The organism is Streptomyces sp. 351MFTsu5.1, assembly GCF_000383655.1.
Taxonomy (GTDB): Bacteria; Actinomycetota; Actinomycetes; order Streptomycetales; family Streptomycetaceae; genus Streptomyces; species Streptomyces griseorubiginosus.
Window position 1 is genome coordinate 413,033 of sequence record NZ_KB911779.1, and the last position, 26,359, is coordinate 439,391.

Genomic DNA, 26,359 nt, shown 5'->3' on the forward strand with positions numbered 1-26,359 from the left:
GCGGGCCTAGTTGGAGGCGAGGATCTTCAGCTCGGGGTGGGCCGTGCCGCCCTCGATGGCCGTGGAGGAGATGTGGGACTGGACGCGCGCGTCGACCGGGTCGTTCGCCGGGTCCTCGTGGACCACGAGGTGCTCGTAGGTCGTGGCGCGCTGGGCCGGGACGCGACCCGCGGTGCGGATCATGTCGATCATTTCCTGGAGGTTGGAGCGGTGCCGGGCACCGGCCGCCGAGACGACGTTCTCCTCCAGCATGACCGAGCCGAGGTCGTCCGCGCCGTAGTGCAGCGTCAGCTGGCCCGCGTCCTGGCCGGTGGTGAGCCAGGAGCCCTGGATGTGGGCGATGTTGTCCATGAAGAGCCGGGAGATCGCGATCATCCGCAGGTACTCGAAGATCGTGGCCTGGGTGCGGCCCTTCAGGTGGTTGTTCATCGGCTGGTAGAGGTACGGGATGAAGGCGCGGAAGCCTCCGGTGCGGTCCTGGACGTCGCGGATCATCCGCAGGTGCTCGATGCGCTCGGCGTTGGTTTCGCCGGTGCCCATGAGCATGGTGGAGGTGGACTCCACGCCCAGCCGGTGCGCGGTCTCCATGATCTCCAGCCAGCGCTCGCCGGACTCCTTGAGCGGGGCGATGGCCTTGCGGGGGCGCTCGGGGAGCAGCTCCGCGCCCGCGCCCGCGAAGGAGTCGAGGCCGGCCGCGTGGATGCGCTGGATCGCCTCCTCCACGCTCACCTTGGAGATCCTGGCCATGTGCTCGACCTCGGAGGCACCGAGGGAGTGGATGACCAGCTGCGGGAACTCCTTCTTGATGGCGGCGAAGTGCTTCTCGTAGTACTCGACGCCGTAGTCCGGGTGGTGGCCGCCCTGGAACATGATCTGGGTGCCGCCGAGTTCCACGGTCTCCGCGCACCGGCGCAGGATGTCGTCGAGGTCGCGGGTCCAGCCCTTGTCCTTGGCGGTGGGCGGGGCGTAGAACGCGCAGAACTTGCACGCCGTCACGCAGACGTTCGTGTAGTTGATGTTCCGCTCGATGATGTACGTGGCGATGTGCTCGGTGCCCGCGTACCGCCTGCGGCGCACGGCGTCCGCGGCGGAGCCCAGCGCGTGCAGCGGGGCGTCGCGGTAGAGGTCGAGCGCCTCCTCCGGAGTGATGCGCCCACCCTCGGCGGCACGGTCGAGGACGGTCTGAAGGTCGGCCTTCTCGGTCACCGGGGCGTGCCTTTCGTCAAGGGTTCTCACGGACCAAGCCAGCCTACGCCAGCCCTGTGACAGGCCCGACCTCAGGCCGTGTACGCGCCGATCAGCAGCCCCGCGTACGCCCCCGCGATCAGGAACGGCCCGAACGGGATCGCCGTCTTGCGGTCCGCCCTGCCCAGGAGGACCAGGACACCGCCCCACAGCGCGCCGAGCAGGAAGCCGGCGAAGGTCCCGAGCAGCACGGTGTCCCAGCCGTACCACCCGAGGACCGCCCCCGCGCCGAGCGCCAGCTTGACGTCGCCGAAGCCCATGCCGCCCGGGTTGATCCGCCACAGCACCCAGTACCCGGCGCCGAGCACGAGGGCGCCGAGCAGGGCGTCCGTCCAGCTCCCGGCGTGTTCGGGGACGAGCGAGACCAGGCCGAGCAGTGTGAGCGCGGCGGCCGCGAGGGGGAGCGTGAGCGGGTCGGGCAGCCGTCGTACCCGCAGGTCGATCACGGCGAGGAGCACGCCCGCGGGGGCGAGCAGCAGCCAGACGGCGAGCTCCGGGCGGGTGCCGGTGGCGGCGGCGAGGGCGGCGCAGACAAGGGCGGTGACGCCGGCGAGGAGGGGCGCGCCGGGGCCGTACGACTGCCCCCTGCCGCAGGTGGGGCAGCTCGCCGGGCCGAGCCAGCCACCCAGTCGGTGACCCTCGGGACAGGTGTGCCGCCAGGGTTCCCCGCTCGGCACGGAGAAGCGGTGGGCGGCGCGGGGCAGCAGGGCGCCCGCCGTCGCTCCCCACAGTGCGGCGAGGGCGACGATCAGCCCGGTCACTCCTCGACCTTCGACATCCGTGCCTCGGGGTATCCCTCGGCCGCGCTCTCCGAGGTGTACTTCAGGTCGTCGCCGTCCGGGGTGAGGCGGACGGTGTGCGCGGTGGGGTTGCAGCCCGCGTGGTTGTCGGGGGCGCCGACGGCCGTGGTGACGAGCCCGGTGTCGGTGACCTTCTTGAGGGTGAGGACGTCCGTGCACACGGCGCCGATCGGGTCGGTCTGCACCAGCCGGCCCAGCTCCTTGCCCACGGCCACCTTCTTGACGGTGATCCGGAAGGTCCCCATCGGCACGCTCCCGCCGAGGCCGCTGCCCTCGCCCTCCCAGGTGCCGAGGTAGCGGGCGGGGACTTCGGCCGCGCCGCTCGCCGCATCGGTCGCCGTGTCGCTCGACGACGGGGAGACCGAGGTCGCCGAGGCCTCGGGCGCGGGCGGTCCGGAGGCCGACGGCTCGGAGGTGGGCGCCGACGAGTACGCGTCGCTGCCGGTCGGAGCACCCGCCGAGTCGTGGTCGCCCCGCCCCGGGAGCAGGTCGAACAGGAAGACCGAGCCCACGGTCACCGCGGCCAGCGCCCCGGCGACCGCGAGCGCCACGGTGCAGCTCATCCGGCGGCCGCGACCGCCCTCCCCCGGTGCGGCGGTGGCCGCGACCGAGACGGAGAGCCGGCCGGGCCGCTGGTCGGAGGGCACCACCGTCTCGTCCGGCGTGGCGTCCCGGGGCTCCGGAACGCCGGGCCCGGTGGGCACACCGGGAGGAGTCGGCGGCGTGACCGGAAACGCCGGGGGCCCGGCCGCTTCGGCCGGCGGCGCGCCCGCGGAGACGACCGGCATCACCGGCGGCGGCCCGAACCCGCCGACCGACGGCGTGCTGAACTCCACCGGCCCGGACAGCACCTGCTCCCCCGCCGCGTCGAGGTTCAGCAGCTGTACGGCACTTCGCCCCACCTGCTCGACCAGCGCCCCCGGCAGCCATCCCGCGGCCACCAGCCGGGCCGCGCCCTCGGGAGCGAGCCGTCGGGCCAGTTCCCCCGGAGCCGGCCGTTCCTGGGGCGACTTGGCGAGGCAGGACTCCACGACGTCCCGCAGCTCGCCGCTCAGCGAGCCGAGTTCGGGCTGCTCGTGGACGACCTTGTAGAGGAGGGAGGCCGAGGAGTCCCCGGGGAAGGGGGGTGCACCCGTGGCCGCGTACGCCAGCACCGCGCCCAGCGAGAAGACGTCCGCCGCGCCGGAGATCCCCTTGCTCAGGATCTGTTCGGGCGCCATGTAGCCGGGGGAGCCGATCGAGACGCCGGTGGACGTCAGCGACGCCGTGCCGTCCGTGGCCCGGGCGATGCCGAAGTCGATGAGGAGGGGGCCGTCGACGGTGAGCAGCACGTTGGAGGGCTTCACGTCCCGGTGGACGAGCCCCAGTTCGTGCACCGCCGCCAGGGCTTCGGCGAGGCCCGCGCCCAGGACCCGTACGGAGTGCTCGGGCAGCGGGCCGCCGTCCGCGACCGCCGTGGCCAGCGAGGGGCCCGCCGCGTACCCCGTGGCGACCCACGGGACGGCGGCCTCCGGGTCGGCGTCCAGCACGGGGGCCGTCCACGCCCCGCCCACCCTGCGCGCCGCGTCCACCTCGCGCCGGAAGCGGGCGCGGAACTCCTCGTCGAGCGCGAAGTGCGGGTGCACGATCTTGACGGCGACGGTGCGGCCCCCGGCGCTGCGGCCGAGGTAGACCCGGCCCATGCCGCCGGACCCGAGCCGGCCCAGCAGCCGGTAGGGACCCACGGCGGTGGGCTCGTCGACTCCCAGCGGCTGCATACCGGCCTCCCCCATAAGGTTCAGATGCAGGTTAGGGCTGAAGCAGTTCCACCTTCACGTCCCCCGGGAAACCCGTCGTGGGGCCGACCCGGCGGGCGAACTCGGTGACCGCCGCCAGCTGCGGCGCCCCGAACCGGAAGTCCAGGGTCGTGAAGTACTTCTCCAGGACCTCCTCGTCGTAGTCCTCCCAGCGGGCCGCCTGCTCGGCGACCTTGCCGACCTCCTCCAGGGAGAGGTTGCGGGAGGCGAGGAAGGCCTCGTGGACCTTGCGGGTGATGAACGGCTCGCGCTTCACGTACTCCCGGCGGGCGGCCCAGACGGCGAAGACGAACGGCAGCCCGGTCCACTCCTTCCAGAGCGTGCCGAGGTCGTGCACCTGGAGGCCGTACTTCGGCCCGTCGAGGAGGTTCGCCCGCAGCGCCGCGTCCCCGATGAGTACGGCGGCCTCCGCCTCCTGCATCATCAGGCTGAGGTCGGGCGGGCAGGTGTAGTAGTCGGGCCGGACGCCGTAGCGCTCGGCGAGGAGGAGCTGGGCGAGACGGACCGAGGTGCGCGAGGTCGACCCGAGGGCCACCCGGGCGCCGTCCAGCTCGTCCAGCGGGACCTGCGAGACGATGACGCAGGACATGACCGGGCCGTCGCAGCCGACGGCGATGTCGGGGAGGGCGACCAGGTCGTCCGCGTTCCTGAGGAACTCGACGAGGGTGATGGGACCGATGTCGAGATCTCCCTGCACCAGCTTCTCGCTGAGCTTCTCCGGGGTGTCCTTCGTGAGCTCGAAGTCGAGGAGCGTGCCCGTCCTCGCGAGCCCCCAGTACAGGGGCAGGCAGTTCAGGAACTGGATGTGGCCGACGCGCGGCCGGGTGCGAGAATTGTCCACATCGCGACAGTAGACCCCTTGCGGTACGCTTCGAACTTCGGCCCCCAAGTCAAACCCCGACACGATCTTCAAACATCCGGGTGACGTGATCTTGGCCTCTATTGCTTTCGGCTGCCCGCGTGCTAGGCTCGCCGCAAGTTGCAGTTTGGTTTCCCTTGCAGTACAGAGCCTGCGGAGCATGTAACCGCGGGCTCTAGTCGTTTTCAGACGTATGCAGTTGTGCGGCACTGTTTCACACTTGCAGGTTCTGGAGCAGGGCAACCCTTTTGGGCCCAAGGAGGGCTTATGGCTACCGGAACCGTGAAGTGGTTCAACGCCGAAAAGGGCTTTGGCTTCATCGCCCAGGAAGGTGGCGGCCCGGACGTGTTCGTCCACTACTCCGCCATCAACGCGAGCGGCTTCCGCTCGCTGGAGGAGAACCAGCAGGTCTCCTTCGACGTGACCCAGGGCCCGAAGGGCCCGCAGGCGGAGAACGTCACCCCCGTCTGAGCGATCCCGTCTCCGAGGCACTCCAGCCTCTGATCCGGACCTGAATGCAGTACACAAGGAGCCCCGCGCCGCACGGCAGCGGGGCTCCTGCCTTTGTCCGGCACGGGCGCTTTGTCCGGCCCGGACGGCCGGAACCGGGCGGGTGTCAGTGGGGGCCACCAGGGTCCCCGGCCATCAGGCCGGGGACCGGGACCGGCACCATGACCGGCCCTGCGGGCGCCCCGTCGCGCTGACCTTCCGCAGGCGGCGGCCCGAACTGGTCGCCGGCCTGCTCCGGGCGGCCGGGTTCGCGCTCGTCTCGCGGACGGTGCGCGAACCCACCCCCGACCAGGTGTCGCAACAGGCGTTCCTGATCGCCCGCCGGCCCTAACTCCCCGCGATGTCCCGGGCGGCGATGTACCCGAACGTCATCGCCGGTCCGATCGTCGAGCCCGCGCCCGCGTAGCTGTGGCCCATGACCGCCGCGCTCGCGTTCCCGGCCGCGTACAGGCCCGGGATCACCGAGCCGTCCGGCCTGAGGACGCGGGCGCGGGCGTCGGTGCGCAGGCCGCCCTTGGTGCCGAGGTCGCCGGGGACGATCCGGAAGGCGTAGTACGGGGGCAGCCACAGGGGGGCGAGGCAGGAGTCCGGGAGGACCGCGGGGTCCGTGTAGTAGTGGTCGTAGGCGCTGTCCCCGCGTCCGAAGTCCGTGTCGTCGCCCTTGAGCGCGAGGGAGTTGAAGCGGTCGACGGTGGCGCGGAGGGCGGCGCCGGGGACGCCGATGGAGGTGGCCAGGGCGTCCCACGTCCAGGCCTTGTGCGCGGCCCCCGAGCTGTACCAGTCGGCCGGGAGGACGAAGGTCGGCGCGATGTCCTTGAAGAGGTACCGGTTGCGGTAGTTCTGGTCGACGACCAGCCAGGACGGGATGTCCGGGTCGGTCGGGTTCCGGTCGTACATGGTGTGGACGACATCGCTGTAGGGAGCGGCCTCGTTGACGTACCGGCGTCCGGCCGCGTTGACGATGAGGCCGCCGGGGAGGGTGCGTTCGGCGAGGCAGAAGTACGGCTCGTCGGGCAGCGGGATGGCCGGTCCCCACCAGGCGTCGTCCATGAGGGCGACATCGGCGCCGAGCCGCTGTCCGGCGCGGATGCCGTCCCCGGTGTTCTCCTTCGCGCCGACCGTCCAGGCCGTGCCGATGGGCTGCCGCTGGTACTGGGTCCGCATCGCCGCGTTGTGCTCGAAGCCGCCGGAGCCGACGATCACGCCTCGGCGGGCGCGGTAGAGGCCGGCGGGGGTGACCGCTCCGGCGACGGTGCCGTTCTCGACGTACAGCTCGGTGAGGGGGGTGTTCAGGCGGACGGGCACACCCGCGTCCAGGAGGCCCTTCCTGAGGCCGGCCGCGAGGGACTGTCCCATGGTGAGGGGTGTCTGCCCGAGCAGGGCGGCCTTGGTGCCGCGGGCCAGGCACTCGGCGGCGACGGCGGCGCCCTTGACGCTGACCGCGGACAGGGCGAGCCACTTGTAGTCGGCGCTGAACACCACCAGTCCCGGGGGCACGGCGAGGTACGGCGGGTTCAGGTGGGCGAGTTCGGCGCCGAGGATCTTGCCGTCGAGCTGGTCGGGCTCGATGGAGCGGCCGTTGGGAAGACCGCCGGGGAGCTCCGGGTAGTAGTCGCTGTACCCCTCCATCCAGCGGAAGCGCAGCGGGCTGTTGGCCATGACGAAGGAGATCATGGCCGGTCCCTGGGTGAGGAAGGCCTGCTGCCGGGCGGCGGGGACGTCCGGGCCCACGACGGCGGCGAGGTAGGCGGCCGCCTTGGCCGGGGTGTCGGGGACCCCGGCGGCCAGGAGGACGGGGTTGTTGGGGATCCAGATCCCGGCGCCGGAACGGGCGGCGGACCCGCCGAAGGTGGGCGCCTTCTCCAGCACCACGACACTGAGTCCCTGCTTGGCGGCGGTGAGCGCGGCCGTCATCCCGGCGGCCCCGGAGCCGATGACGACGACGTCGTAGATCCCGGCCGTCGGCAGGTCGGCGGCGCTCGCACCCTGCTGCACCCCGGCGGCGACGGCCAGACCGGCACCGGAGGCGAGCAGGTGTCTTCGGGTCACGCTCATGGGCAGGTCCCCCAGCGGTTGGTACGGACGAAGAGGTCCGGAACGTCGCGCGGGGGTCTTGAGAAGTCAAGGGGCGTGAAGGGAACGGGAACCCGAGCTGCGGAACCATCTGAGCGGGTTCTCCTATGCTTGCGCCGCAAGAGGCAACCGGCTGAGGTGGTTTTCGTGGCGGTGCAGCATTTCCCCGAGTTCCGTACGGGCAAGGTACTGGCGACCAGGTTCACGGGAACCCTCTCGGAGCGTCACGGCGAGACGCTGGAGCGCATTCCTGTCCCCTCCCGGCTCGTGGACTGGCTGGCGGACAACGGACTCGCCGTCGACTCCTGCGATCAGGCCCAGCTCGATCGGGCGCGGGAGCTACGGGAAGCGATCCACGCGGCTGCCACCGCTGTCGCCAACGAGAACCCCCTGCCCTCCTCGGCTGTCCAGGTCATCAATGACCGCAGCACCCACGGCCTGGCCTCGGCGGTTCTGACCCCGCAGGGCGGCCGTGAGTGGCGACTGGCTTCCGCGTCGGTGGAGGACGCCCTCAGCGTGATCGCCGCCGACGCGATCGGCCTTCTCTCGGGAGAGCGGGAGGGGAAGATCTCGCTGTGCGCCTCTCCGACGTGCCGAGCCGCGTTCGTCGACACCAGCCGGGGCCACACCCGCAGATGGTGCGACATGAACACGTGCGGGAACCGCGAGAAGAAGGCCCGTTACCTGGCCAACAAGCGCAAGGAGTCACCGCCGGCGAACTGACCTGTACGGTGGAACCACCTTAGACGGTTCCATCCGACGAGAGGTCGCCGCCGATGGTGGATCTGACAGTGCTGCCGGGTTACGTGGCAGTGATCATGCTCTTCCTCGGCCCGCCCGGGCCCGACATGGCCTACATGCTGGCGGTGGGCCTCGAGGGCGGGCGCCGGGCCGCGGTGAAGGCCATCCTCGGCATCGCGACCGGCATGAGCGTCTACGCCGCCGCCGTGGTGGCCGGCGTGGGGCAGATCGCCCGCTCGCACCCGTCGCTCCTGGACACGATCCGGATCCTGGGCGCGGTGTACCTGCTGTGGCTGGCGTACGTCACGATGCGCCACGCCCGTCGGGCGATCAGTGGACACACCGATGTCCCGGCGGGCCGCTGGTACGTGCGGGGCATATTGGTCAGCATCACGAATCCGAAGATCATTCTCTTCTTCCTCGCGATACTCCCGCAGTTCATCGGAAGCGCGGAGAACCCGGCACTACAGATGGCGATCCTCGGCGCGATCGACATTCTGATGGAGGTGATCCTCTACGGCTCCGTCGGAGTGCTGGCGGGATACTTCCAGGCGCGCCTGGCCGGCTCGACCAAGGCCACTGCCGTGCTGAACTACATGGCGTGCACGGTCTACGTCGTGCTGGCCGGGACCATCACCGGCGAGATCCTGCTCGCCTGACAGCCCGATCTCGGCCCACACCGTCTTGCCGACGTCCCGCTCCGTGACGCCCCAGGTGCGGGCGAGCAGGGTCACGAGGATCAGTCCCCGGCCGTGCTCGCCCTCCGCGTCGTTCACGAACCGGAGCCGGCGATCCCCCCTCGCGTCGCTCACCTCGATACGGAGCGTGTTCTCCGGGAGCCGGAGGAGGCGCAGCTCGAAGTCCCTTCCCGGCACGCGCCCATGGGTCACCGCGTTGGCGGCCAGCTCCGCGACCAGGTGCTGCGCGGTGTCGTTCACCTCGCTGCCGTAGGGGTGCCCCCAGGCCTCCAGCCTCGCTGCGGTGAGCCTGCGGGCCAGCCGGGCGCCTCTCGGGGTCGCGCTCAGACGCTGGGTCAGTTCGTCGATGGGGGTGGAGATTTCGGCGTTCACGTGACCGAGCGTGCTGCCTTGTCTCTACGCTGACCAGGGGTGACTCGGCGACGCTGAGTAACTGTACGGGTGCGAGGGGTTCGGTGTACGGGTTGTCGTGCGGGAGGGGTGGGGCGCATGAGTGAGCGGAGGCCGGACACGCCTGCGGAGGCGGACGGTACGGCGGGGTTGTTCGTCGCGCTGGGCAAGATGGTCAAGCTCCTGCGCGAGCGGAAGGGGCTGACGCAGAAGGAGTTCGGCGAGCTGGTCGGCTACGGCCCGGACGCGGTCTCGGCGATGGAGCGGGGCGTACGGACGCTCCGGCCGGAGGTGCTGGCCAAGGCGGACGAACTCCTGGACGCCGGGGGCCTGTTGAAGGAGGTCCTCCCGGAGGTCGAGCAGGCGATGGCGAAGAGCCGGACCCGCCATCCGGAGTGGTATCGCGACTACGCGGGGCTGGAGGCCGAGGCGGTCTCGCTGTACGACTACAGCACCATGGGCGTCCTGGGCCTGCTCCAGACCGAGGACTACGCCCGGGCCGTGTTCACGCAACGGCACCCACCGCTCGACGAGGCGACCATCGAGAAGCGCGTCGCCGACCGGCTCTCCCGACAGCAGCTCTTCGAGAAGTGGCCGCCGCCCGAGTGCAGCTTCGTCATCGAACAGGCCGTGCTGGAACGGCCGATCGGCGGCCGCTCGGTGCACACGGGGCAGCTCAAGCGGCTGTTGCAGGTCGGCCGCATGCGGAACGTACAACTTCAGGTGATGCCGACCGCGCGGGCCGAACACCCCTGCCTGGACAACTCGTTCACCCTCCTGACCGCCAAGGGCAGGGAGCAGGTGGGGTACATGGAGAGCCAGGGATACCCACGGCTGATCACCGACCGGGAAGAGGTACGCATCCTCGCCGCCCGCTATGGGATCATCCGAGCTCAGGCCCTCAACCCGTACGAGTCCCTGGACTTGATCGAGAAGATGCTGGAAGAGCGATGACCATAGAGAAGTTGCACTGGTTCAAGTCGAGCTACAGCAGCGGCGAGGGCGGGCAGTGCCTGGAAGTCGCCGTCACCCCCGACACCATCCACCTCCGCGACTCCAAGCAGCCCGCCGGCCCTCACCTCACCCTCTCCCCCACGGCGTGGTCCGCCTTCGTCTCCCGCCACTGGGTCACGTCCTCGTAGTCGGTCAGCGATCGGCCTGGAATTGGTCAAGGCCTCTCCTGGCCCTCTGGTCACCGGCGAGGCGGGCGGGTTCACTGCGCCGCATGAGACGTCCTCTCCCCCACATCCCAAGGCGCGCGGCCGCTCTGCTCACCGCCGCCCTCGCCTCACTGGCCCTCGCGGCGGGCACGACGGGCACCGCGGCCGCCGACACGCCCGTCCCCGTCGAGTTCGGCACCGACTACCACGACCCCGTCACCGCCGCCCCGCCGATCAGCACCCCGCACACCAGGTCCTGCCAAGTCACCGTCGCCGAGGCGAAGTTCAAGGACTTCACGCCGTACACGGGCACGTACACGCCACCGACCGGATGCGGCGCGGCCGGACGGTGGTCGAAGGTCGTGCTGCGGATGGACGGCACCGTGAAAGGCCGGCAGTTCGACCGGCTCGGGTACCTGGACATCGGCGGGGTGCAGGTCTTCCGGACCTCGACACCCGAGCCCTCGCAGGACGGGATCGACTGGTCCGTGCAGAAGGACGTCACCGAGTACGAGAAGACGCTGAGCGGCACGCAGCCCGTCGCCATGCTCATCGGGAACGTTGTCGACGGCACCTACACGGGCGTCCTCGACGTCAGGGTGACCCTGACCTTCTACGCCCCCGAGCGTCATCGGCCCGCGCCCGACGCCCCGGACCAGGTCATCCCCCTCAGCGCCGGTGACAGTGTCACCACCGGCGCCTCCCTCACCACCCCGCGCAACTCCGAGCGCATCCTGGCCGAGGTGTACGCCACCGGGTCGGGCGGCGGCTGCGAGGAGTTCTGGTACACGGCGACGACGCCGTCCGCGTCGTACTCCTGCCAGGGCGGCGACGACGGGCCGTACCGCGAGGTGCAGGTCAGCGTGGACGGGAAGGTCGCCGGGATCGCGTCGCCCTACCCGAACGTGTGGACCGGTGGCTGGTCGCCCTATCTGTGGTCGGTGATCCCGTCCCCGACCGCCTTCGACGTACGGCCGCTGACCTTCGACCTCACCCCGTTCGCGGGTCTCCTCGACGACGGCAGGGCGCACACCGTGGACGTGTCGGTCGTCGGGGTGCCGGCCGGGCAGACCGGGTGGAGCGCGCCGACGAACGTCCTGGTGTGGCAGGACGCGCACCGGTCGGTGCTGACCGGGGCCATGACGTCGTACCGGAGGACCGCCCCCACGCTGTCCGACGACTTCACCGACGGCTCGCTGAGGCACCTCGCGACCTCCGGCGGGGACCACCTGAAGGTCTCCGGCTATCTGAACACCTCCCACGGCCGCGTGACCACGACCGTCGACCGGACCCTCACCACGGCCGTCGACCACCGGTGGACGCCCGACGAGAACACCGACGACGTGTCCGGCACCTGGACGGACCGGCAGGTCGTCGCCACGAACGGCAGGACGGCCCGCACCGACCGCGAGTACACCCTGGACGGACAGGCCGGCATCGACAGCGCGAACCGGCTGCGGGTCGTGATGTCCGTGGGCGACCACGCCCTGACGGGGGCCACCCGGACCGACGACACCTACCGGGGCGACGCCACCTTCACCCTCGGCGTGGCCCGCGAGGACCGGCACGCGGTCGCCACCACCGGCGAGCGGTACCGGCTGCGGGCCCCCGGCACCTGCTACGACCACACGCTCGCGACGGAGCAGGGGGTACTGACCGAAGACGTGCACGGCTGCCGTGTCGCAGAGCAGCAGTGATCAGGACGCGCTCAGCGCTCGTACAGCCCTTCGATCTCCGTCGCGAAGTCCCGCATGACCGTCTCCCGGCGCAGCTTCATCGACGGGGTCAGATGGCCCGCCGCCTCGGTGAGGTCCGTGGGCAGCACGGTGAAGCGGCGGATGGACTCCGGGCGCGAGACCAGCTTGTTCGCCTCGTCCACGGCCCGTTGCAGGATCTGGAGCAACTCCTCGTCGTTGACCAGGAGTTCGGCGGGGACGGGGTGCTTGCCGTTCATCTGGCGCCAGTGGTTCACGCCGTCCATGTCCAGGCTGATCAGCGCCGAGATGTAGGGGCGGCGGTCGCCGAGGACCATGCACTGCGAGATCAGCGGGTGGGAGCGCAGCCAGTTCTCCAGCGGGGCCGGGGCGACGTTCTTGCCGCCCGCCGTGATCAGGATCTCCTTCTTGCGGCCGGTGATGGTCAGATAGCCCTCGTCGTCCAGCTCCCCGATGTCACCGGTCGGGAACCAGCCGTCGGCGGAGGCGGGGGCCACGCCCTCGCCGTAGGGGTCCCAGTAGCCGCGGAACACCTGGCCGCCGTTGAGCAGGATCTCGCCGTCCGCCGCGATCCGGATCCGGGTGCCGGGGATCGGCCAGCCCACCGTGCCGAGGCGGGGCTTGAGGGGCGGGGTGCAGGTCGCGGCCCCGGTCGACTCGGTCAGGCCGTAGCCCTCGTAGATCTCCATGCCCGCCCCCGCGTAGAACGCGGCGAGGCGGCGGCCCAGCGGGGAGCCGCCGGAGATGATGTGCCGGATGCGGCCGCCCATGGCGTTGCGGATACGGCGGTACACCAGCGGGTCGTAGAAGGTGCGGGCCGCCTTCAGGGCCGTGCCGGGGCCGGAGCCGGTGCCCGCGTGGCGGGACTCCAGCGCCTCGCCGTAGCGGACGGCCACGTTGGTCGCGCGGTCGAAGACGGTGACCCGGCCGCCGCTCTCCGCCTTGGCCCGGGCGTTGTTGAAGACCTTCTCCAGCATGTACGGGATGACGAGGAGGAAGGTCGGCCTGAAGCTGCCGAGGTCGGCGAGCAGGTCCTCGGCCTGGAGGCTCGGCGCGTGGCCGAGCCGGACCCGGGCGCGGACGCAGGCGACGGCGACCATCCGGCCGAAGACGTGCGAGATGGGCAGGAAGAGCAGGGTCGCGAGGTCCGCCTCCTCCGACTTCGACTTGAAGACGGGGTAGAGGAGTTCGATCGCGTTGTCGACCTCGGCGAGGAAGTTGCCGTGGCTGAGCACACAGCCCTTGGGGCGGCCGGTGGTGCCGGAGGTGTAGACGACGGTGGCGACGGTGGCCGGGCCCAGCATGCCGCGCCGCACGCCGATCTCCTGGTCCGGGACGGCCTCGCCCAGCTCCGCCAGGCGCTCCACATGCCCCTTCTCGATGATCCACATGTGCCTGAGGTCCGGGAGCCGGCTGAGCTCGGGGCCGAGGGCGGCGGCCTGCGCGGCGGTCTCGGTCACCAGGGCGACCGCGCCGGAGTCCTGGAGGATGAACCGGGTCTGGAAGACGGAGGAGGTCGGGTACACGGGGACCGTCACCAGGCCGGCGGCCCAGGCGGCGAAGTCGAGGAGCGTCCACTCGTACGTCGTCCGGGCCATGATGGCGACCCGGTCGCCCGGCATCAGGCCCTCGGAGATCAGCCCTTTGGCCAGCGCGAGGACCTGCGCGGCGAACTCCGCCGCCGTCAGGTCGATCCACCGGCCGTCCTCGGTACGGCGGCTCATCACCCGCTGCTCCGGCGCCGTCTCGGCGTTGTCGAAGGGCAGGTCGGCCAGCGAGCCGTGGGTCAGGGGCGCGACCAGCGGAGGCACCGCCACCTCGCGGACCTCACCGTCCAGCCGCACGATCTCTGGTTCCACGAGGACGGGGGCGCCGTCGTAGTCGTGTCCGGACACGTACGAGAGGGACATGTCAGCTCCTGGGACGTACAGCTCGATACCGCTCCTGCATGAGGTACGCAGGGGACGTACCGGGGCGTTCACCCGCGAGTGCGCCTGGAAGGGTTACCGCGGGTTAGGAGGGTGATCCTATGGGTCACAAGTGGCGAGTCCGTGCGGGTTTGTTGATGGTCCGGAGCCGGGACTGTGCAACCTCGACCGCAAAGTGAGAGTTTGTCAGCTGTTTGCTCCTACGGCCGCTCCAGGATCGCCGTCACCCCCTGTCCGCCCGCCGCGCACACCGAGATCAGCCCGCGGCCCGGCCCCTCCCGCTCGGCCAGCAGCCTGGCGAGCGTGGCCACGATCCGGGCGCCGGTCGCGGCGAACGGATGCCCGGTGGCGAGGGAGGACCCGGCGATGTTGAGGCGGTCCCGGTCCACGGTGCCCAGCCCCTGCTTCTCCCAGGCCGCGAGGGTCGCGAGGACCTGGGAGGCGAAGGCCTCGTGGATCTCGACCAGGTCGAAGTCATCGAGACCGAGACCTGCGCGCTCCAGCATGCGCGGGACGGCGTAGGCGGGGGCCATCAGCAGGCCGTCCTCGCCGTCCACGTAGTCCACGGCCGCCGTCTCGTAGGCGGTGAGGTGGGCGAGCACCTCCAGGCCGCGCGCCTCCGCCCACTCCTCCGAGGCCAGCAGGACGACCGCGGCACCGTCCGTCAGCGGGGTCGAGTTCCCGGCCGTCATGGTCGGGTCGGGGCCCTTGAGGCCGAACACCGGCTTGAGGGCGGCGAGTTTGGTGGGCGTGGAGTCGGGGCGGAGGTTCTGGTCGCGGGTGAGGCCGCGGAAGGGGACCACCAACTCCTCGAAGAAACCGCGCTCGTACGCCGCCGCCAGCCGCTGGTGACTCGTCGCCGCCAGCTCGTCCTGGTCCTGCCGGGTCACTCCCCACGCGGCGGCGGTCACCGCGGCGTGCTCGCCCATGGAGAGGCCGGTGCGGGGCTCGGCGTTGCGCGGGATGTCGGGGACCAGATGGCCCGGCCGGATGCGGGCGAGCGCCTTCAGCCGCGCGCCGGCCGACTTCGCCCGCCGCGCCTCCAGCAGGATGCGGCGCAGCTGGTCGTTGACGCCGAGGGGGGCGTCGCTCGCGGTGTCCGCGCCGCCCGCGACCGCGGACTCGGTCTGCCCCAGGGCGATCTTGTTGGCGGCGGCGATGACGGCCTGGAGGCCGGTCCCGCAGGCCTGCTGGATGTCGTACGCCGGGGTGCGCGGGTCCAGCTTCGAGCCGAGGACGGTCTCACGGGCGAGATTGAAGTCCCGGCTGTGCTTGAGGACGGCGCCGGCGACGAACTCCCCGACCGCGCCCGGCCCTTCGAGCCCCTGTCGCTCCACGAGGGCGTCCAGGGCCGCGGTGAGCATCTCCTGGTTGGAGGCGGTGGCGTACGGCCCGTCGGAGCGGGCGAAGGGCACACGGGCACCGGCGACGACCGCCACGCGCCGGGCGACCGGTGGGTTCACAGGGCTCATTTTCCGCCGGCTCCTCACCTTGGAGATTGACTTACCTGCGGTAACCTTACTCCAGAGTAAGGAATCTGCGACCGACCCGGGAGATGGACATGGCCGACCGCTATCTGAGCTTCACCGGTACCGCGCCGGGCAGGTTCCTCACCCGCAGGCTCGGCCTTCCGCAACCGGCGGAGCTGCGGCGGTGGTCGACGGCGTCCCCTGGGTTCGAGAGTGGGGTGCTGCTGCTCACGGCGGGGAAGTCACAGCTGTCCGGACTGGACTTCGCCTCTCCCGCGGGCGCGCCCGCCGGGGTCCTCCTGGACGCCACCGGAGTGCGGGACGTCGAGGACCTGGCGGAGGTCCACGCGGCCCTGCACCCGGTCGTGCGGACGGTCGCGGCAAGCGGACGGGTCGTCGTCCTCGGATCGCCCCTCTCGTCCGTCGACCATCACCAGGCCGCAGCCCAGCAGGCGTTGGAGGGCTTCACCCGCTCGCTCGGCAAGGAGATCGGGCGGGGCAGGACGGTCAACCTGGTCCGGCTCACCGACGCGTCCGCCGCCGAGTCGACCCTGCGGTTCCTGCTCTCCCCCAAGTCCGCGTACGTCAGCGGGCAGGTGATCGAGGTCGGCGAGACGGTCCAGGACACCGAGGTCGACTGGTCGCTGCCGCTGGCCGGGCGGACCGCCCTGGTGACCGGCGGTGCCCGGGGCATCGGCGCGGCGGTCGCCGAGACACTGGCGAGGGACGGGGCGCGGGTGGTCGTCCTCGACGTCCCGGGGGCCTCGGCGGACGCCGAACGGCTGGCCACGCGGCTCGGGGGCAGGTCGCTCACGCTGGACGTCACGGCCGCCGACGCGGGCGAGCGGATCGCCGAGGCGGTGCCCGAGGGGCTGGACGTGCTGGTCCACAACGCGGGGATCACCCGGGACCGCAGACTGGTCAACATGCCCGCCGAACGCTGGAGTTCGGTGCTCGACGTCAACCTGGCGAGCGTGCTGCGCACGACGGACGCGCTGCTGGAGGCGGGTGCGCTGCGGCGGGGCGGGCGGATCGTCGCCACCGCCTCGATCGCGGGGCTCGCGGGCAACGCCGGGCAGACGAACTACGGCGCGAGCAAGGCGGGCGTGGTCGGCCTGGTGCGCTCCCTGGCACCCCGGGCGCTGTCCGGGCACGGGGTCACGGTGAACGCGGTGGCCCCCGGGTTCATCGAGACCAGGATGACGGCGGCGGTCCCGCTGTTCATCCGGGAGGCGGGCCGCCGGATGAACTCCCTGGCCCAGGGCGGCCTCCCGGTCGACGTGGCCGAGACGACGTCCTGGCTGGCCCATCCCGCCTCCGGCGCGGTGAACGGCCAGGTCGTACGGGTGTGCGGCCAGAGCCTGCTGGGGGCGTGATGGAGTCCCGCGCTTCGCATCCCCACGGTTCACAGCCACCTGGGCCGACCTCCACCGGCTCGACCTCCGCCGGTCCGCCCGCCAACGGCTCGACCAACAGCGGCTCGGCCTCCGCCGGTTCGCCCACCGACGGCTCAATCCCCGCCGGTTCGACCGCCGACGGCTCGGCCACCGCGGACTCGACCACCACCGGATCGACCCCCGCCAGTTCACCCACGGACGCCTCCACCAACAGCGGTTCGGCCTCCACCGGATCGACCGCCGACGGCTCGGCCACCGCGGACTCGACCACCACCGAGTCGACCCCCGCCAGTTCACCCACGGACGCCTCGACCAACAGCGGCTCGGCCACCGCGGACTCGGCCTCCACCGGATCGACCCCCGCCAGTTCGGCCGTCGGCGGCTCGACCACCGCCGGTTCGGTCGGCGCCGGAGGCACGCGCCCCGAGAACCCGCCTCCCGCCCCGCAGGACCCCGTCAGCCCGGCGCGGGTGCTTGCCCGGTCGCCCTCGCTCGGGCCGCTGTTCGTCGTCGGTGCTCTGCGGTCGCCCTTCAAGCGGCCCTCCGCCGGCGCCGAGTTCCCGAGGACCCGGCTCGTGCTGCGCGGGCTGCGGGTCGACCTGGCCCGGCTGGCCGCGTACGAGCGGGTGTGCGGGTTCCCGACCGGGGAGGACGCGCTGCCGGTGACGTATCCGCATGTGCTGGGCTTCCCGCTGGCGATGAGCCTGATGAGCGGCCCGGACTTCCCGCTGCCGCTGCTCGGGCTGGTGCACACGTCGATCGAGGTCACCCGGTACCGGGAGCTGACGGCGACCGGGGAGTACGAACTCTCCGTGCACGTCGAAGGACTGGCGCCGCACCGACGCGGTACGGAGGCCTCGGTGGTCACCGAACTGCGGGTGGGCGAGGACGTCGTATGGGAGTCGGTGAGCACGTATCTGGCACGGCACCGCACCGAGGCGACCGGCGAGGAGCGGGCGCGGGAGACGCATGAGCCGCTGCCCGGACTCGACGAGTGGCGGCTGGCCGGGGACGTGGGACGGCGGTACGCCGCCGCGTCCGGCGACCGCAACCCGATCCACCTGTACCCGCTCACGGCCCGCCTCTTCGGCTTCAGGAGGGCGATCGCGCACGGCATGTGGACGGCGGCCCGCTGCCTGGCGGCCCACGGCACCCCCCAGGCGTCCCTGGTCCGGGCGGAGTTCAGGGCGCCGGTACTGCTCCCGGGGACGGTGACGTACGCGGCGAACGGGGAGCGCTTCGAACTGTGCGGCGAGGACGGCCGCGTGCACGTCAGCGGGCGGGTGGATCCGCTGCCGTAGCGCCGCCCCGACGCCTGCCCCCTGCGCCTGCCCCTGCCGTGACGGCTCGTTCAGCCACGGCTGACGGCTCGGTGGGGCCGTCGTCCTTCACCCCGCCGAGACGGATGCCGTGGACCTAGACGCGGACGTCGGGGCGGACCTTGAGGCTGACGCCGCCGATCAGGCTCAGCTTGGTGACGCGGAGCTCGGCGCCGTCGGGAATGTCGATGTCGGTGAGGTCGATGTCCGCGCCGCCGACGAGGGAGGCGGTGAGGGTGCACTCGTGCAGGGTCTCGCCCTTGAGGCGGTGTCGGTCTTCTGCGGGTCCCCGCCCCTGGTCTTCTTCATGGGCATGAAAGTACGGACGGAGGGAGGCGTTCCCCAGTGTCCGTCGTGCGGGAACCGGCGTGGACGTCGCCGACGGGGCCGCGTCACAGGACGGGCTGCTCCGCCTCCTGCGGGAGCGACCAGGGCCGGCCCTCCATCAGGTTGCCGAGCCCGGCCCAGGCGAAGTTCATGAGGGTGGCCGCGGACTGCCGTGCCGTCACCCCGGAGGTCGCGTTGCCCCAGGCCGCCAGGGACTCCGCGGCGCCGACGAGGGCCTCGGCGAGCCCGGCGACCTCGCGCTCGGGCAGATCGGGGTCGCGGTGCGCCGCACGGGCGGCGACCACGATCAGCTGGGTCACGAACGCGACGATCTCCTCCCGCATCGCGGTGACCTCGGCGACGAACGCCTCACCGTGGATCCGGGCCTGGAGATGCAGCACGGACCAGGCGTGCGGGTGCTGCGAGGTGTGCGTGAAGAAGGCCAGCAGCCCGTCCCACAGCTGCCGGTCGGCGGGCAGCTCGGTCCGCACCCCCGTCCGCACGGCCTCGGTGAGCGCGGCGGCCTCCCGGCGGATGCACGCGGTGAAGAGGTCTTCCTTGGAGTTCAGGTACAGGTAGACCAACGGCTTGGACACCCCGGCGAGTTCGGCGATCTCGTCCATGGAGGCGGCCATGTACCCACGCTGCCCGAAGATCTCCACGGCCGCGTCCAGCATCTGCTGTTCCCGCACCGCGCGCGGCATCCGCTTGCTCTTCACGACACCCATGACCACAGCGTACGGTCATGTGCGCGCGGCGGCGGGGCCGTTGTGCTCAGGAGGCCTGCGGGGCCTGCCCCTGGGAGTGACCGGCCTCGTCGGCCGTCTCGTCCTCCTGGCTGCGGTTGGCGTCCAGGTTGGCCTTCATGCGGTCGACGCGCTGGGCGACCTGGACGGAGGCGCGGTCGCGCTCCTTGCGCAGGGCGACGAAGCTGATCGGGGCCGAGATCAGCAGGGAGAGCAGGACGATCCACATGCCGTTGGAGGAGCCGAGACCGCGCGGGAAGAGACCGGCGTAGACGAGGCCCCAGACGACCACGAGGCAGCCCACGAAGATCCCGAGGCGCATCAGCGTGTAGCGGAGCATGTCAATCCACTCTTCCGTTTCGAACGGTTCTGAACACCACAAAGGGGCACCGTCCAGTGAAGCACGCCGGGCACCCGATCTTCGACGGGGGTCAGTGCAGCGGCAGCAGCATGATCACGTCGTCGCGGTCGTCGTCCGGCGCGACCCGGATCGCACCGGGGATCCGGCCGACCTCCTTGTAGCCGCAGGAGCCGTAGAAGCGCTCCAGACCGAGGCCGCCGCGGCAGGTGAGCCGTATCGCCTCGATGCCGTCGATCCCGCGGGCCGCGTCCGCGGCGGCGCCGAGCAGGTCACGGCCGTAGCCCTTGCCCTGATGACGGGGGTGGACCATCACGGTGTACAGCCACAGCCAGTGGGTCATCAGCCGGTGCGAGTTGAGCGTGAGGAAAGCGGCTGCGGCCACCTTCCCCTCGCCGTCCTGCCCCACGAGCAGCCGGGTACGGCCCTCCGCCATCGCCACGAAGTGCCTCACCAGCTCGGGGCGTACCGTCTCCCGCTCCACGGGCGCGACGAAACCGACGGCACCGCCCGCGTTGGAGACGTCCGTCCACAGGTCGAGGACGCCGTCGCGGAGGGCGGGGGTGACGGGCGGGTCGAGAGTAAACGTAAGGGGCACGGCAGCATCATACCCCTTACGATCCACCGCTTCCGGGCTCGGCCTCAGAGCCGCATCGGCTGCGGAGCCTCGCGACGCCCCGCGTCCGGCCCCTCGTACTCGCGGATGATCTCGTACCGCGTGTTCCGCTCCACCGGCCGGAATCCCGCGTCCCGGATCAGGTCCAGCAGATCCTCGCGGGTCAGCTTGTTGGGCGTGCCGTAGTTGTCCGCGTCGTGGGTGATCTTGTACTCGACGACCGACCCGTCCATGTCGTCCGCGCCGTGCTGGAGGGCCAGCTGCGCGGTCTGGACGCCGTGCATGACCCAGAAGACCTTCACGTGCGGGACGTTGTCGAAGAGGAGACGGGAGACCGCGAAGGTCTTCAGGGCCTCCGCACCGGTCGCCATCTGCGTCCGCGCCTGGAGGCGGTTCCTGACCTTGCCGTCCTTCACGTCCACGAAGTCGTGCTGGTAGCGCAGCGGGATGAAGACCTGGAAGCCGCCGGTCTCGTCCTGGAGCTCACGCAGCCGCAGGACGTGGTCGACCCGGTGCCGCGGCTCCTCGATGTGGCCGTACAGCATGGTGCTCGGGGTCTTCAGACCCTTCTCGTGCGCCAGGCGGTGGATCCGGGACCAGTCCTCCCAGTGGGTGCGGTGGTCCACGATGTGCTGGCGGACCTCCCAGTCGAAGATCTCCGCGCCACCGCCGGTCAGCGACTCCAGGCCCGCGTCGATCAGCTCGTCGAGGATCTCCGACGCCGACATGCCCGAGATCGTCTCGAAGTGGTGGATCTCCGTCGCCGTGAAGGCCTTCAGGGAGACGTTCGGGAGGGCCGCCTTGAGCTCGCGCAGCGACCGCGGGTAGTACCGCCACGGCAGGTTCGGGTGCAGGCCGTTGACGATGTGCAGTTCGGTGAGGTTCTCGCCCTCCATCGCCTTGGCGAGCTTCACCGCCTCCTCAATGCGCATCGTGTACGCGTCCTTCTCCCCCGGCTTGCGCTGGAAGGAGCAGTAGGCGCAGGACGCCGTGCACACGTTGGTCATGTTGAGGTGCCGGTTGACGTTGAAGTGGACGACGTCGCCGTTCTTCCGCGTCCGCACCTCGTGCGCGAGTCCGCCCAGCCACGCCAGGTCGTCCGACTCGTACAGCGCGATGCCGTCCTCACGGGTCAGGCGCTCACCGGCCCTGACCTTCTCCTCCAGCTCGCGCTTGAGCCCGACGTCCATGCGACACCCTTTCTACGACGACCTGTCCCACCGTACGTCTACGCCTCTTCGGGCAGCTCTCCGACCCGGTTCTCCCACTTCGTGGAGAGCACGATCGTGGTCCGGGTGCGGGAGACGCCCTTGGTCCCGGACAGCCGCCGGATGGTCTTCTCCAGGCCGTCGACGTCCGACGCCCGCACCTTCAGCATGTACGAGTCGTCGCCCGCGATGAACCAGCAGTCCTCGATCTCGGTGAGGTCCCGCAGCCGCATGGCCACGTCCTCGTGGTCGGCCGCGTCGGACAGCGAGATGCCGATGAGCGCGATCACGCCGAGACCGAGCGAGGCGGCGTCGACGGTGGCGCGGTAACCGGTGATGACCCCGGCCGCCTCCAGCCGGTTGATGCGGTCGGTGACGCTGGGTCCCGACAGACCGACGAGGCGCCCCAGCTCCGCGTACGAGGCCCGGCCGTTCTCCCTCAGGGCCTGGATGAGCTGCCTGTCCACCGCGTCCATGCGATCGATGCCTTCCGCTGAAAAAGTTCCTGAAAGTGCTGAGTGGTACTGCGACGTGCCCTGTGACCCTGTGCTCCTGCGGGCCTGTGCTGCTGCGCTCCCGTGCCCCTGCCCCGTCAGTCGGCGCTGCCGCCGCCCAGCGCGCCCCGCCAGCGCCGGTACAGACCGTGCTCGACGCCCGCCGCGTCCAGCACCCGCCCGGCGACGAAGTCCACCAGGTCCTGGATGTGGGTGGCGCCCGCGTAGAAGCCCGGCGAGGCCGGGACCACGCTCGCGCCGGCGTCGTCCAGCGTGACGAGGTGCCGGAGGGTCTGCCCGTTCAGGGGGGTCTCCCGTACCGCGACGACCAGCGGCCGGCGCTCCTTCAGTGTGACGCTCGCCGCGCGCTGGAGCAGATCCTTCGACAGACCGAGGGCGACGCCCGCGACACAGGCCGTGGAGGCCGGCACGACGAGCATCCCCTTCGTGGCGTACGACCCCGAGGACGGCCCCGCGGCCAGGTCCCCGGCGCTCCAGTACCGCACCGCGTCGAGGTCGGCGTCGAAGCTCGCGGGCTTGCCGTCGGCGCCGCGGGCCAGCCATTCCCCCAGGTCCTCACGCCAGTGCGCGTCCCTGAAGGAGATGCCGGTCTCGTCGAGGAGGGTGAGCCGCGAGGCCCGGGAGACCACCAGGTCGACGCTCTCCCCGGCGGCGAGGAGCGCGCGCAGCACAGACGCGGCATACGGGGTGCCGGAGGCGCCGGACACCCCTACGATCCAAGGTGTACGCCGTGTCTCTCCTGGCTTGACTGGGTTCACACCCCCGAGCCTATCCGGCGTCGCAGGGTGGGAACCGGTCAAGGGGGGCCGGGCGTTCTTCTGAACACGGGGAGGGGACTGTCATGACGGGCACAGAACTCGAGTGGTCGCGCGGAGACCGGGCTAAGGCCGCGGCCAAGCTGATGCTGGGCTGGGTCGCGCTGCTGTGGCTGCTGGAAGTGGTCGACGTGGCGAGCGGCCACGCCCTGGACGGCTTCGGCATCACCCCGCGCACCCCGTCCGAGCTGGTCGACGTCGTGCCGGCCGCGTTCATCCACTTCGGCTTCGCCCACGTGGCCGCGAACAGCGTCCCGCTGCTGGTGATGGGGTTCCTCGCGGCCCTCGGCGGCATCCGGCGCTTCGCCATGGTCTGCGCGGCCATCATCGTGGCCGACGGCCTCGGCGTCTGGCTCATAGCCCCGGCCCACACCAACACGGCGGGCGCATCGGGCCTGATCTTCGGCCTGTTCGGCTTCCTGGTGGTGGCGGGCTTCGTGGAGCGCCGCCCGCTGGGCGTCCTGGTCGGCCTGCTGGTGGCCGCGGTCTGGGGCACGTCGATCGTGATCGGCCTGGCTCCGACCCAGTCGGGAGTCAGCTGGCAGGGCCACCTGCTGGGCCTCGCGGCAGGGGTCGCGGCGGCGTTCGCGTTTCGACGCCGGGGACCTGTAGCAACTTAGGGGCGCGGGGCACTGCGCGGCCAGCCCCCACCGGCCCGCAGCCCACAACGAACCCGCCTCAGACCGTGAGCCCCCGCACCAGCAGATCCAGCAGCGCACACACGAACAACGCGATCCCGATGAACCCGTTGACGCTGAAGAACGCCCGGTTCAGCCGGGACAGATCATGCGGCCGCACGATCGAGTGCTCGTACACGAACGCGCCCGCGACGATCATCAGTCCCACCCAGAAGAACCCGCCCGCGTCCGTGGCGACCGCGTACCAGACGAGCAGGGCCGTCGTCAGGACGTGGCAGACCCGCGCTCCCCGGATCGCCGCCGGGATGCCGAACCGCGCCGGTACCGACATGACGCCGGTCTCCCGGTCCGTCTCCACGTCCTGGCAGGCGTAGATCAGGTCGAACCCGCCGATCCAGATGCCGACCGCGAGACCGAGGATCACCGCGTCCCAGGACCACTCCCCGGTGATCGCGAGCCAGCCGCCGACCGGGCCCATCGCCTGGGCGAGGCCGAGGATGGCCTGCGGGAAGTTCGTGAACCGCTTGCCGTACGGGTAGACCACCATCGGGATCACCGCGACCGGAGCGAGGGCCAGGCACAGCGGGTTGAGCAGGGCGGCCGAGCCGAGGAACACCACGACCGCGACCAGCGCCCCGGTCCAGGCGTGCTTCACCGACATCGCCCCGGTGACCAGCTCCCGCTGGGCCGTACGGGGATTGCGGGCGTCGATCTCCCGGTCGATGATCCGGTTGACGGCCATCGCGAAGGTCCGCAGGCCGACCATGCAGATCGTCACCAGGAGCAGCCGCCCCCAGTGGATGTTCTTGTCCCACTCGTACATCGCGGTCAGCGCGGCGATGTACGCGAAGGGCAGCGCGAAGACCGAGTGCTCGATCATCACGAGCCGCAGGAAGCCCTTCACCTTGCCGGTCGGCTGCGGTACCGGACCCACGACCCCGTCGGCGGTGGTCATCATGCGAGGCTCCCGAGGAAGGCGTCGAGGTCGGTCAGGAGTGCGGCGGCGGGCAGCGGTCCCGTCTCCACGGTCAGCGGTGTCAGGACGTCGTCGGGCGGGGTGATGTACGCGGTGAAGGCGTATGCGTCCGCGTCGGCCGGGCGGGCCTCCAGCCGCAGCGCCGCTCCCCCGTCGACCGTGAAGGGACCGGAGGCCGCGAGGAGTTCCGCACGCAGCCGCTCCGCGAAGTCGGCGGGTTCCGCGTCGCGCACACCGGGCAGCTCGAAGCCGTCACCGTCGCCGCCGCGCTCGAAGAGGACCGCCCAGGTGTCGCCGGGGCCGGCCAGCTCCTCCGGGGAGACGCCCGCCTGCTCGGCGGCCTCCCGCACACCCGGGTCGTCCGGGTCCAGCTGGGGCCGCACGAGCGCCACGTAGTCGGTGTCGGTGCCGATGAACAGGGCCGGGCCGCCCGCGGGGATGGGGCTCACAGGCCGTACTCCTTCCACCGGCGGTCGACCTTCGCCGCCGTCTCCGGGTCGGACAGCACCATCTCGGGCCAGCCGCCGTCCCGTGTGTACCCCTCCTCGGGCCACTTCCTCGTGGCGTCGATGCCCGCCTTGCCGCCCCAGAACTGCTGGTAGGAGGCGTGGTCGAGGTGGTCGACCGGTCCTTCGACGATGGACAGGTCACGGGAGTAGTCGGTGTTGCCCAGCGCGCGCCAGGCGACCTCGTGCAGGTCGTGGACGTCGCAGTCGGCGTCGACGACCACGATCAGCTTGGTCAGCGACATCATGTGCGCGCCCCAGACCGCGTGCATCACCTTCTGCGCGTGCTTGGGGTACTTCTTGTCGATCGAGACGATCGCGCAGTTGTGGAAGCCGCCCGCCTCGGGAAGGTGGTAGTCCACGATGTCCGGGACGATGATCTTCAGCAGGGGGAGGAAGAAGCGTTCCGTGGCGCGGCCCAGCGGGCCGTCCTCGGTCGGCGGGCGGCCCACCACGATCGACTGGAGCAGCGGGCGCTTGCGCATGGTCACGCAGTCGATGGTCAGCGCGGGGAACGGCTCCTGCGGGGTGTAGAACCCGGTGTGGTCGCCGAACGGCCCCTCGGGCAGCATCTCCCCCGGCTCCAGCCAGCCCTCGATGACCACCTCGGCCTGCGCCGGGACCTGGAGCGGGACCGTCTTGCAGTCCACCATCTCGATCCGCTTGCCCGCGATGAACCCGGCGAAGAGGTACTCGTCGATGTCGCCGGGGAGCGGGGCGGTGGAGGCGTAGGTCACGGCGGGCGGGCAGCCGAAGGCGATCGCGACCGGCAGGCGTTCACCGCGCCGGGCGGCCACCTGGTAGTGGTTGCGGCTGTCCTTGTGGATCTGCCAGTGCATGCCGATCGTGCGCTTGTCGTGGCGCTGGAGCCGGTAGAGCCCGAGGTTGCGGATGCCGGTCTCGGGGTCCTTGGTGTGGGTGAGTCCGAGGTTGAAGAAGGACCCGCCGTCCTGCGGCCAGGTGAACAGGGCGGGCAGCTGGTCGAGGTCGACGTCGTCGCCGGTGAGGACGACCTCCTGGACCGGGGCGTTGTCGGACTTCACCTTCTTCGGCGGGACGTGCACCATCGAGCCGAGCTTCCCGAAGGCCTCGCGCACCCCCACGAAGCCCTGCGGCAGTTCGGGACGCAGCAGCCCGCCGATCTTGTCGGAGATGTCGCCGTACGACTTCAGGCCCAGGGCCTTCAGCAGCCGCCGGTCGGTCCCGAAGACGTTCATGGCGAGCGGCATCGCGGAGCCGCGGACGTTCTCGAAAAGCAGCGCGGGCCCGCCCGCCTTCTGCACCCGGTCGACGATCTCCCCGACCTCCAGATACGGGTCGACCTCGGCCTTGATCCGCTTGAGGTCTCCCTCGCGTTCCAGTGCCCTGAGCAGGGAGCGAAGATCGTCGTAAGCCATGCCCCCCAGTATCGCCGAGCCCCGCCCGACCCCGACGCCCGCCCCACCGCTCACCCTCGGCGCGGACCCCGCCCGGGCCGCGGCACGGTGCAGCCCGATGCCCCGGCCGCGAAGCCGGCCGCCGGCGAAGGCGAGGGTGCGGTGTCGAGCCGCTACC

The 26,359-nt window shown here is 71.2% G+C and carries 26 protein-coding genes and 1 pseudogene; 10 read left to right on the plus strand and 17 right to left on the minus strand.

What is annotated here, in order from left to right; all coding sequences use genetic code 11:
* Nucleotides 1-6 precede the first annotated feature (6 nt).
* The 4 genes from mqnC to H295_RS0113960 form a co-directional block, all read right to left on the minus strand.
* Nucleotides 7-1,206, minus strand: coding sequence for a cyclic dehypoxanthinyl futalosine synthase (mqnC, locus tag H295_RS0113945; protein ID WP_020135952.1), 1,200 nt, complete (start codon nt 1,204-1,206; stop codon nt 7-9).
* Nucleotides 1,207-1,277: 71 nt separating this feature from the next.
* Nucleotides 1,278-2,006 carry a prepilin peptidase gene (locus tag H295_RS0113950; protein ID WP_020135953.1) on the minus strand — a complete coding sequence of 243 codons (729 nt, stop codon included), beginning with the start codon at nt 2,004-2,006 and terminating at the stop codon, nt 1,278-1,280.
* Nucleotides 2,003-3,802 (minus strand): serine/threonine-protein kinase, encoded by a 1,800-nt coding sequence (locus tag H295_RS0113955; RefSeq protein WP_020135954.1) that lies wholly within the window; start codon nt 3,800-3,802, stop codon nt 2,003-2,005. The genes H295_RS0113950 and H295_RS0113955 overlap by 4 nt, the downstream gene beginning before the upstream one ends.
* A gap of 31 nt (nt 3,803-3,833) precedes the next feature.
* Nucleotides 3,834-4,682 (minus strand): menaquinone biosynthetic enzyme MqnA/MqnD family protein, encoded by an 849-nt coding sequence (locus tag H295_RS0113960; RefSeq protein ID WP_020135955.1) that lies wholly within the window; start codon nt 4,680-4,682, stop codon nt 3,834-3,836.
* A gap of 285 nt (nt 4,683-4,967) precedes the next feature.
* Between H295_RS0113960 and H295_RS0113965 the strand changes: the two genes are divergently transcribed.
* Together H295_RS0113965 and H295_RS0113970 are read left to right on the plus strand one after the other, a co-directional pair.
* Nucleotides 4,968-5,171 carry a cold-shock protein gene (locus H295_RS0113965; protein WP_003992177.1) on the plus strand — a complete coding sequence of 68 codons (204 nt, stop codon included), beginning with the start codon at nt 4,968-4,970 and terminating at the stop codon, nt 5,169-5,171.
* A gap of 148 nt (nt 5,172-5,319) precedes the next feature.
* Nucleotides 5,320-5,541: a hypothetical protein gene (locus H295_RS0113970; protein WP_020135956.1), complete on the plus strand. Its 222-nt coding sequence runs from the start codon at nt 5,320-5,322 to the stop codon at nt 5,539-5,541.
* On the opposite strand, the gene kstD is transcribed toward H295_RS0113970, so the two are convergent.
* A complete protein-coding gene (kstD, locus tag H295_RS0113975) occupies nt 5,538-7,265 on the minus strand; it encodes a 3-oxosteroid 1-dehydrogenase (RefSeq protein ID WP_020135957.1) in 1,728 nt (575 codons plus the stop codon). The genes H295_RS0113970 and kstD overlap by 4 nt on opposite strands.
* A gap of 165 nt (nt 7,266-7,430) precedes the next feature.
* Here kstD and H295_RS0113980 point away from each other — a divergent pair, with 165 nt between their 5' ends.
* Nucleotides 7,431-8,006, plus strand: coding sequence for a CGNR zinc finger domain-containing protein (locus H295_RS0113980; protein WP_020135958.1), 576 nt, complete (start codon nt 7,431-7,433; stop codon nt 8,004-8,006).
* A gap of 53 nt (nt 8,007-8,059) precedes the next feature.
* Nucleotides 8,060-8,683 carry a LysE family translocator gene (locus tag H295_RS0113985; protein ID WP_020135959.1) on the plus strand — a complete coding sequence of 208 codons (624 nt, stop codon included), beginning with the start codon at nt 8,060-8,062 and terminating at the stop codon, nt 8,681-8,683.
* On the opposite strand, the pseudogene H295_RS48575 reads toward H295_RS0113985, so the two are convergent.
* Nucleotides 8,684-9,094: pseudogene (locus tag H295_RS48575) on the minus strand (ATP-binding protein); the annotation flags it as partial.
* 117 nt (nt 9,095-9,211) lie between these two features.
* Here H295_RS48575 and H295_RS0113995 point away from each other — a divergent pair.
* The 3 genes from H295_RS0113995 to H295_RS0114005 all read left to right on the plus strand — a co-directional run bounded on the left by H295_RS0113995 (nt 9,212) and on the right by H295_RS0114005 (nt 11,969).
* A complete protein-coding gene (locus tag H295_RS0113995; RefSeq protein WP_028809338.1) occupies nt 9,212-10,066 on the plus strand; it encodes a helix-turn-helix domain-containing protein in 855 nt (284 codons plus the stop codon).
* Entirely contained in the window at nt 10,063-10,254 is a 192-nt protein-coding gene (locus tag H295_RS0114000) for a DUF397 domain-containing protein (RefSeq protein ID WP_020135961.1), read from the plus strand. The genes H295_RS0113995 and H295_RS0114000 overlap by 4 nt, the downstream gene beginning before the upstream one ends.
* 83 nt (nt 10,255-10,337) lie before the next feature.
* Nucleotides 10,338-11,969, plus strand: a complete 1,632-nt coding sequence (locus tag H295_RS0114005) for a peptide-N4-asparagine amidase (protein ID WP_020135962.1) — start codon at nt 10,338-10,340, stop codon at nt 11,967-11,969.
* 11 nt (nt 11,970-11,980) lie between these two features.
* Here the strand turns inward: H295_RS0114005 and H295_RS0114010 are convergent, their stop codons facing one another.
* Both H295_RS0114010 and H295_RS0114015 read right to left on the minus strand, forming a co-directional pair.
* Nucleotides 11,981-13,897, minus strand: coding sequence for an AMP-dependent synthetase/ligase (locus H295_RS0114010; RefSeq protein WP_020135963.1), 1,917 nt, complete (start codon nt 13,895-13,897; stop codon nt 11,981-11,983).
* Between the two features lie 218 nt (nt 13,898-14,115).
* Nucleotides 14,116-15,387, minus strand: coding sequence for an acetyl-CoA C-acetyltransferase (locus H295_RS0114015; protein WP_028809340.1), 1,272 nt, complete (start codon nt 15,385-15,387; stop codon nt 14,116-14,118).
* 89 nt (nt 15,388-15,476) lie between these two features.
* Here H295_RS0114015 and H295_RS0114020 point away from each other — a divergent pair, with 89 nt between their 5' ends.
* The gene (locus H295_RS0114020; RefSeq protein WP_028809341.1) at nt 15,477-16,760 is read left to right on the plus strand and encodes a 3-oxoacyl-ACP reductase; all 1,284 of its coding nucleotides are present in this window, start codon (nt 15,477-15,479) and stop codon (nt 16,758-16,760) included.
* Between the two features lie 491 nt (nt 16,761-17,251).
* Nucleotides 17,252-18,082, plus strand: coding sequence for a MaoC family dehydratase (locus H295_RS0114025; protein WP_028809342.1), 831 nt, complete (start codon nt 17,252-17,254; stop codon nt 18,080-18,082).
* A gap of 410 nt (nt 18,083-18,492) precedes the next feature.
* On the opposite strand, the gene H295_RS0114030 is transcribed toward H295_RS0114025, so the two are convergent.
* The 6 genes from H295_RS0114030 to H295_RS0114055 form a co-directional block, all read right to left on the minus strand.
* Nucleotides 18,493-19,155 carry a TetR/AcrR family transcriptional regulator gene (locus tag H295_RS0114030; RefSeq protein ID WP_043217485.1) on the minus strand — a complete coding sequence of 221 codons (663 nt, stop codon included), beginning with the start codon at nt 19,153-19,155 and terminating at the stop codon, nt 18,493-18,495.
* A 46-nt stretch (nt 19,156-19,201) separates the two neighbouring features.
* Nucleotides 19,202-19,513, minus strand: coding sequence for a DUF4229 domain-containing protein (locus H295_RS0114035; RefSeq protein ID WP_020135968.1), 312 nt, complete (start codon nt 19,511-19,513; stop codon nt 19,202-19,204).
* A gap of 91 nt (nt 19,514-19,604) precedes the next feature.
* Nucleotides 19,605-20,129 carry a GNAT family N-acetyltransferase gene (locus H295_RS0114040; protein ID WP_020135969.1) on the minus strand — a complete coding sequence of 175 codons (525 nt, stop codon included), beginning with the start codon at nt 20,127-20,129 and terminating at the stop codon, nt 19,605-19,607.
* Nucleotides 20,130-20,173: 44 nt separating this feature from the next.
* Nucleotides 20,174-21,337, minus strand: a complete 1,164-nt coding sequence (gene mqnE, locus H295_RS0114045) for an aminofutalosine synthase MqnE (RefSeq protein WP_020135970.1) — start codon at nt 21,335-21,337, stop codon at nt 20,174-20,176.
* A gap of 38 nt (nt 21,338-21,375) precedes the next feature.
* A complete protein-coding gene (locus tag H295_RS0114050) occupies nt 21,376-21,831 on the minus strand; it encodes an Lrp/AsnC family transcriptional regulator (protein WP_020135971.1) in 456 nt (151 codons plus the stop codon).
* A gap of 116 nt (nt 21,832-21,947) precedes the next feature.
* Complete coding sequence (locus H295_RS0114055; protein ID WP_078616645.1) at nt 21,948-22,628, minus strand: UbiX family flavin prenyltransferase; 681 nt, start codon at nt 22,626-22,628, stop codon at nt 21,948-21,950.
* 83 nt (nt 22,629-22,711) lie between these two features.
* Here H295_RS0114055 and H295_RS0114060 point away from each other — a divergent pair, with 83 nt between their 5' ends.
* Nucleotides 22,712-23,305 carry a rhomboid family intramembrane serine protease gene (locus H295_RS0114060; RefSeq protein WP_020135973.1) on the plus strand — a complete coding sequence of 198 codons (594 nt, stop codon included), beginning with the start codon at nt 22,712-22,714 and terminating at the stop codon, nt 23,303-23,305.
* 58 nt (nt 23,306-23,363) lie between these two features.
* Here the strand turns inward: H295_RS0114060 and mqnP are convergent, their stop codons facing one another.
* The 3 genes from mqnP to H295_RS0114075 are packed head-to-tail and all read right to left on the minus strand — an operon-like array spanning nt 23,364 to nt 26,202.
* Entirely contained in the window at nt 23,364-24,281 is a 918-nt protein-coding gene (gene mqnP / locus H295_RS0114065; RefSeq protein ID WP_020135974.1) for a menaquinone biosynthesis prenyltransferase MqnP, read from the minus strand.
* Entirely contained in the window at nt 24,278-24,748 is a 471-nt protein-coding gene (locus H295_RS0114070; RefSeq protein WP_020135975.1) for a hypothetical protein, read from the minus strand. The genes mqnP and H295_RS0114070 overlap by 4 nt, the downstream gene beginning before the upstream one ends.
* Nucleotides 24,745-26,202: a menaquinone biosynthesis decarboxylase gene (locus tag H295_RS0114075; RefSeq protein WP_020135976.1), complete on the minus strand. Its 1,458-nt coding sequence runs from the start codon at nt 26,200-26,202 to the stop codon at nt 24,745-24,747. Before H295_RS0114075 ends, H295_RS0114070 begins: the two co-directional genes overlap by 4 nt.
* Nucleotides 26,203-26,359 lie beyond the last annotated feature (157 nt).